The sequence below is a fragment of the Hydrogenophaga sp. IBVHS1 genome, assembly GCF_002127265.1.
Lineage (GTDB): Bacteria > Pseudomonadota > Gammaproteobacteria > Burkholderiales > Burkholderiaceae_C > Hydrogenophaga.
The window spans coordinates 689,848-696,035 of the sequence record NZ_NFUU01000003.1; the positions used below are offsets into that span (position 1 = coordinate 689,848).

A 6,188-nucleotide genomic window follows, 5' to 3' on the forward strand; every position below is an offset into this window, starting at 1 on the left:
CCGGCATGAGCGACAACAAGTCTTATTACGAACGGCACATCTTCTTCTGCCTGAACCAGCGCGCAAACGGTGAGGCCTGCTGCGCCGACCACAAGGCGCAGGCTGCGTTCGACCGCTGCAAATCGCAGGCCAAGGCACATGGCCTGCTCGGGGTGGGCAAGGTGCGCGTGAACAAGGCCGGCTGCCTTGATCGCTGCGCCGGTGGACCGATTGCCGTGGTGTATCCCGAAGCGGTCTGGTACAGCTACGTCGACGAGCACGACATCGACGAGATCGTCCAGTCTCATCTGCGCGATGGTGTCGTGGTCGAGCGACTGGTCACTCCGCCCGACGTGGGACGGTGAAGGGGGCTGGCGTTTCTTCATGAATGCACAGACCGAAAGCCTGCTGCTCGCCGGCCCTGAGGGTCAACTGGAAGTGGCGATTGACCGCCCGACCGATTCCCCGCGTGGCACGGCGGTCATCGCGCATCCCCACCCCCTGCATGGCGGGACCCTGACCAACAAGGTGGTTCAGACACTGGCGCGTGCGTGCGTTCTCGATGGCTGGACCGCCGTGCGGTTCAACTTTCGGGGCGTGGGCAGCAGCGAAGGCAGCTACGACGAGGGTCGTGGCGAACTTGACGACCTTCTGGCCGTGGTGGAGGCGCTGGCCCCAGATGGAGCCCTGTGCCTGGCGGGGTTCTCGTTTGGCGCCTTCGTCACCACCCACGCGGTGCAGCGCCTGCACGCAAAGCGCGACCTTCAACGCGTCGTGCTGGTCGGCACGGCCACGAGCCGTTTCGACGCCGCACAGGTTCCAGCGGAACTCCACGGAAGAACCCTGGTCGTTCATGGCGAGCAGGACGACACCGTGCCGTTGTCGGCGGTGATGGACTGGGCAAGGCCCCAGGTGTTGCCGGTGCTGGTGGTGCCCGGAGGCGGACACTTCTTTCATGGTCAGTTGCCCCTGTTGCGGGAACTGGTGCTGCGTCACCTGCGCGCATGAAGGCGCTGCGGGCCATTTTGTTTTCCCACTTTTTCGAGGACCGGATCTTGTTGCGTCGCTTTTTCTCCCGATTCCTGATGTGCTGCCTGACGTTGGGCGCCGTGCTGCCTGCGGCCGCGCAGATGCCCGTCGCACCTGAAGTGGCCGCCCGTGCCTACCTGTTGCTGGACGTGACCTCCGGGCAGGTGCTGGCCGCCAAGGAGGCCGACCAACCGGTGGAGCCCGCCTCGCTCACCAAGCTCATGACGGCCTACCTGGTGTTCGACGCGCTGAAGGCCGGCAAGATCAGTCTCACGCAAACCTTCGGCGTGAGCGAGCGGGCCTGGAAAATGCCGGGCTCCCGCATGTTCATCGATCCCAAAATGCAGGTGCCGGTGGAAGACCTGATCAAGGGCATGATCGTCCAGTCGGGGAACGATGCCACCGTGGCACTGGCCGAGGGGGTGGCTGGCTCGGTCGAACGCTTCGTGCAACTCATGAACGAGCAGGGCAAGGTACTTGGGCTCAAGGGCACCAGTTACCGCAACCCGGAGGGCCTCACCGAGGCGGGGCACACCACCACCGCACGCGACCTGGCCACGCTGGCCACTCGGCTGATGACCGACTTCCCCCAGTACGTGCCCTACTACGCAATCCAGCGCTACCGCTACCCGGGAACCCCCGCCACCAACGACACGAACCGGAACCTGCTGCTGTTCCGCGACCCGAGCGTGGACGGCCTCAAGACCGGGCACACCGATGCCGCCGGTTATTGCCTGGTGGCGACGGCGCGGCGCCAGGTGCCTGGTCTGGGCGAGGGCGCTCAAGGCCAGCGGCGCCTGCTCAGCGTGGTGCTGGGCGCCACCAGTGAAAACGCCCGGGCTGCGGAGAGTCAGAAACTGCTCAACTGGGGCTACACCGCCTACGAGGCGGTGCGGCTGTTCCCGGCTGGTGCTCCGGTGGCCACGCCGCGCATCTGGAAAGGCAAAGCCGAGCAGGTGCGCCTGGGCCGGCCTGAAGGCGTGGTGATCTCGGTGCCAGCAGGCGAAGGATCGAAGTTGAAATCCGAAGTGATCCGGCCGGAACCCCTGGTGGCGCCGCTCACCCGCGGCCAGGCGGTTGGCACCCTCAAGGTCACCCTGGCCAGCGGCGCTACGGTGGCTGAAATCCCACTCACCGTGATGGACACGGTCGAAGAGAGCGGCGTCTTTGGCCGCGCCTGGGACGCCATTCGCCTCTGGATTCAGTGACCCCGCGTCTACTGACACCCGGGCGCCATTGTCAGAAGTCCATGCCCGTGCTACATTAGCGGGCTTTTCGGGTTCTTCCGAAGAGATTTCCGTTTTCGCCTTTTTCAAACGTTTAGGGACGTTTTTCAATGCCAACCATTAACCAACTCGTGCGCCACGGCCGGGAGGTCGAAAAGACCAAATCCAAGAGCCCGGCCATGGAGAATTCTCCGCAGCGTCGCGGTGTGTGCACCCGCGTGTACACCACGACCCCCAAGAAGCCCAACTCCGCTCTGCGCAAGGTCGCCAAGGTGCGCCTGACGAACGGCTTCGAGGTCATCTCTTACATCGGCGGTGAAGGCCACAACCTCCAGGAACACAGCGTCGTGCTGGTTCGCGGTGGTCGTGTCAAGGATCTGCCCGGTGTGCGTTACCACATCGTGCGCGGTTCGCTCGATCTGCAAGGCGTGAAAGACCGCAAGCAGTCGCGCTCCAAGTACGGCGCCAAGCGTCCCAAGAAGGCCTGATCGGCCCGTGTTCCCGGGGTTTGTGCTGCCAGGCAGGCGGTGCAGGCGCCAAGGCCCACAACACGGAATCGTCCGTGCGGGTCGAGTAAGTGAGGGCCTTGCATGGCTCTCGCGGTGTCTGAAAAGACGCCAACTGAAGCAATATTGAGGTGTAGAAATGCCACGTCGTCGCGAAGTCCCTAAACGTGAAATCCTGCCGGACCCAAAGTTCGGCAATGTCGAGCTCTCCAAGTTCATGAACGTGATCATGGAAGGCGGTAAGAAAGCAGTTGCAGAGCGCATCATTTATGGCGCGCTGGAGCAGATCGAGAAGAAGACCGGCAAAGATCCGGTCGAAACTTTCTCGGTGGCCATCAACAATGTCAAGCCCATGGTGGAAGTGAAGTCCCGCCGCGTGGGTGGCGCCAACTACCAGGTGCCGGTTGAAGTCCGGCCGGTGCGTCGCCTGGCGCTGTCCATGCGCTGGATCAAGGAAGCCGCCCGCAAGCGCAGCGAGAAGTCCATGGCCCTGCGCCTGGCCAACGAGCTGATCGAGGCCACCGAAGGCCGCGGCGGCGCCATGAAGCGTCGTGACGAAGTCCACCGCATGGCCGAAGCCAACAAGGCGTTCAGCCACTTCCGCTTCTGATCCGGGCCACCGCCCAGTAGAGCATCCAGAACCGAGAGCCCGCGTTCCCTGATCCAGGGTGGCGGGCTCGATCCCTTTTCGGAGTATTTCCATGTCCCGCAACACGCCTCTTGAGCGCTATCGCAACATCGGTATTTCCGCGCACATCGATGCCGGCAAGACCACCACGACCGAGCGCATCCTTTTCTATACCGGTGTGAATCACAAGATCGGCGAAGTTCACGATGGCGCGGCCACCATGGACTGGATGGAGCAGGAGCAGGAACGCGGCATCACGATCACCTCGGCTGCCACCACTTGCTTCTGGAAGGGCATGGACCTGTCCTACCCCGAGCACCGCTTCAACATCATCGACACCCCCGGCCACGTGGACTTCACCATCGAGGTGGAGCGTTCCATGCGCGTGCTTGACGGCGCCTGCATGGTGTACTGCGCCGTGGGCGGCGTTCAGCCTCAGTCAGAAACCGTCTGGCGCCAGGCCAACAAATACAAAGTGCCCCGCCTGGCCTTCGTCAACAAGATGGACCGCACCGGTGCCAACTTCTTCAAGGTCTATGACCAGATGAAGCTGCGCCTGAAGGCCAACCCGGTGGCGATCGTGATCCCGATCGGCGCCGAGGAAAACTTCACCGGCGTGGTTGACCTCATCAAGATGAAAGCCATCATCTGGGACGAAGCTTCGCAGGGCATGAAGTTCGAGTTCCAGGAAATCCCGGCCGAACTCCAGGCGCAGGCCGAAGAGTGGCGCGAGAAGATGCTCGAAGCCGCAGCCGAATCGAGCGAAGAGCTCATGAACAAGTACCTTGAGGAAGGCGACCTGACCGAAGCCGAAATCAAGCAGGGCATCCGTGCGCGAACGCTGGCCACCGAAATCCAGCCCATGCTCTGCGGCACCGCCTTCAAGAACAAGGGCGTGCAGCGCATGCTTGACGCTGTGATCGACTTCCTGCCTTCGCCGGTGGACATTCCTCCCGTGGGCGGTACAGACGACAACGAAGAGCGCACCTCGCGCCGGGCGGCCGACGACGAGAAGCTGTCCGCGCTGGCCTTCAAGCTGATGACCGACCCTTACGTGGGCCAGCTCACTTTCGTGCGCGTGTACTCGGGCGTTCTGAAAAAGGGCGACTCGGTGTTCAACCCGGTCAAGGGCAAGAAAGAGCGCATCGGCCGTATCGTGCAGATGCACGCCAACAACCGCCTGGAAGTGGAAGAAATCCGCGCCGGTGACATCGCTGCCTGCGTGGGCTTGAAGGACGTGACCACGGGTGAGACCCTGTGCGACCCGGACGCGATCATCATGCTCGAGCGCATGATTTTCCCCGAGCCGGTCATTGCGCAGGCTGTGGAGCCCAAGACCAAGGTCGACCAGGAGAAGATGGGTATTGCGCTGCAACGCCTGGCTTCCGAAGATCCTTCGTTCCGCGTGAAGACCGACGAAGAGTCCGGCCAGACCATCATCTCCGGCATGGGCGAGCTGCACCTGGAAATCATTGTCGACCGCATGAGGCGCGAGTTTGGTGTGGAGGCCAACGTGGGCAAGCCGCAGGTGGCTTACCGCGAAACCATTCGCAAGACGGTGGAAGACGCCGAAGGCAAGTTCGTGCGCCAGTCGGGCGGCAAGGGCCAGTACGGTCACGTCGTGTTCAAGGTGGAGCCGAATGAAGCCGGCAAGGGCTTCGAGTTCGTTGACGCCATCAAGGGCGGCGTGGTGCCGCGCGAGTACATCCCGGCGGTGGAAAAGGGCGTGATCGAAGCCCTGAACGCTGGCGTGCTGGCCGGCTTCCCGGTGGTGGACGTGAAGGTCACGTTGCACTTCGGTTCCTACCACGACGTGGACTCCTCTGAAATGGCCTTCAAGATGGCTGCCATTTTCGGCTTCAAGGAAGGTTGCAAGAAGGCCAGCCCGGTCATCCTGGAACCCATGATGGCCGTGGAAGTGGAGACGCCTGAAGACTACGCCGGCAACGTGATGGGTGACCTTTCGAGCCGCCGCGGCATGGTGCAGGGTATGGAAGACATGGTCGGTGGCGGCAAGGCCATCAAGGCCGAAGTGCCCCTGTCGGAAATGTTCGGCTACTCGACCACGCTGCGCTCGATGTCGCAAGGTCGCGCCACGTACACGATGGAGTTCAAGCACTACTCCGAAGCGCCGCGCAACGTGTCTGAAGCCATTGTGGCTGCACGCGCCAAGTAATGAATCGGGGTCAGCCGTACCTTGCGTGCTCTGACCCCAACTGATCAGTAGCCGGTCTGCGATCACGCGCCGCCCTGTCCCCGTGCGGGGCGAACCAGCAGTGTGGTGCAGACCTTAAACCGTGACACGGGTTTGTTCTTTAGGAATTGAAAAATGGCAAAAGAGAAATTTGAGCGGACCAAGCCGCACGTGAACGTGGGCACGATTGGTCACGTTGACCACGGCAAGACCACGCTGACGGCGGCGATCACGACCGTGCTGGCGGCCAAGTTTGGCGGCGCGGCCAAGGCCTACGACCAGATCGATGCGGCGCCCGAAGAGAAGGCCCGCGGCATCACCATCAACACCGCACACGTGGAATACGAAACGGCCAACCGCCATTACGCCCACGTGGACTGCCCTGGCCACGCCGACTACGTGAAGAACATGATCACGGGTGCTGCGCAGATGGACGGCGCCATTCTGGTGTGCTCCGCCGCTGACGGCCCCATGCCCCAGACCCGCGAGCACATCCTGCTGGCCCGTCAGGTGGGCGTGCCCTACATCATCGTGTTCCTGAACAAGTGCGACATGGTGGACGACGCCGAGCTGCTTGAGCTGGTCGAGATGGAAGTGCGCGAGCTGCTGGACAAGTACGACTTCCC

At 62.7% G+C, this 6,188-nt stretch carries 7 protein-coding genes; all 7 read left to right on the plus strand.

All coding sequences use genetic code 11. The features are described from left to right. Nucleotides 1-5: 5 nt before the first annotated feature. Nucleotides 6-344 carry a ferredoxin gene (locus CAP37_RS21160; protein WP_086126942.1) on the plus strand — a complete coding sequence of 113 codons (339 nt, stop codon included), beginning with the start codon at nucleotides 6-8 and terminating at the stop codon, nucleotides 342-344. Between the two features lie 19 nt (nucleotides 345-363). After that, the gene (locus CAP37_RS21165; protein ID WP_086126945.1) at nucleotides 364-987 is read left to right on the plus strand and encodes an alpha/beta hydrolase; all 624 of its coding nucleotides are present in this window, start codon (nucleotides 364-366) and stop codon (nucleotides 985-987) included. A 77-nt stretch (nucleotides 988-1,064) separates the two neighbouring features. After that, nucleotides 1,065-2,216 carry a D-alanyl-D-alanine carboxypeptidase family protein gene (locus CAP37_RS21170; RefSeq protein WP_086127203.1) on the plus strand — a complete coding sequence of 384 codons (1,152 nt, stop codon included), beginning with the start codon at nucleotides 1,065-1,067 and terminating at the stop codon, nucleotides 2,214-2,216. A gap of 128 nt (nucleotides 2,217-2,344) precedes the next feature. Then, nucleotides 2,345-2,722 carry a 30S ribosomal protein S12 gene (gene rpsL / locus CAP37_RS21175; RefSeq protein ID WP_068169701.1) on the plus strand — a complete coding sequence of 126 codons (378 nt, stop codon included), beginning with the start codon at nucleotides 2,345-2,347 and terminating at the stop codon, nucleotides 2,720-2,722. Nucleotides 2,723-2,879: 157 nt separating this feature from the next. After that, nucleotides 2,880-3,350 (plus strand): 30S ribosomal protein S7, encoded by a 471-nt coding sequence (gene rpsG, locus CAP37_RS21180; protein WP_086126948.1) that lies wholly within the window; start codon nucleotides 2,880-2,882, stop codon nucleotides 3,348-3,350. A 91-nt stretch (nucleotides 3,351-3,441) separates the two neighbouring features. Beyond that, nucleotides 3,442-5,544 carry an elongation factor G gene (gene fusA, locus CAP37_RS21185; protein WP_086126951.1) on the plus strand — a complete coding sequence of 701 codons (2,103 nt, stop codon included), beginning with the start codon at nucleotides 3,442-3,444 and terminating at the stop codon, nucleotides 5,542-5,544. A gap of 153 nt (nucleotides 5,545-5,697) precedes the next feature. After that, the coding region (locus CAP37_RS21190; protein ID WP_143436003.1) for a GTP-binding protein at nucleotides 5,698-6,188 on the plus strand (491 nt) is incomplete at its 3' end.

Bases quoted from the DNA above. Each gene is read 5' to 3' on its own strand.
- CAP37_RS21160 (WP_086126942.1), top strand. From the start codon at position 6: ATGAGCGACAACAAGTCTTATTACGAACGGCACATCTTCTTCTGCCTG.
- CAP37_RS21165 (WP_086126945.1), top strand. From the start codon at position 364: ATGAATGCACAGACCGAAAGCCTGCTGCTCGCCGGCCCTGAGGGTCAA.
- CAP37_RS21170 (WP_086127203.1), top strand. From the start codon at position 1,065: ATGTGCTGCCTGACGTTGGGCGCCGTGCTGCCTGCGGCCGCGCAGATG.
- rpsL (WP_068169701.1), top strand. From the start codon at position 2,345: ATGCCAACCATTAACCAACTCGTGCGCCACGGCCGGGAGGTCGAAAAG.
- rpsG (WP_086126948.1), top strand. From the start codon at position 2,880: ATGCCACGTCGTCGCGAAGTCCCTAAACGTGAAATCCTGCCGGACCCA.
- fusA (WP_086126951.1), top strand. From the start codon at position 3,442: ATGTCCCGCAACACGCCTCTTGAGCGCTATCGCAACATCGGTATTTCC.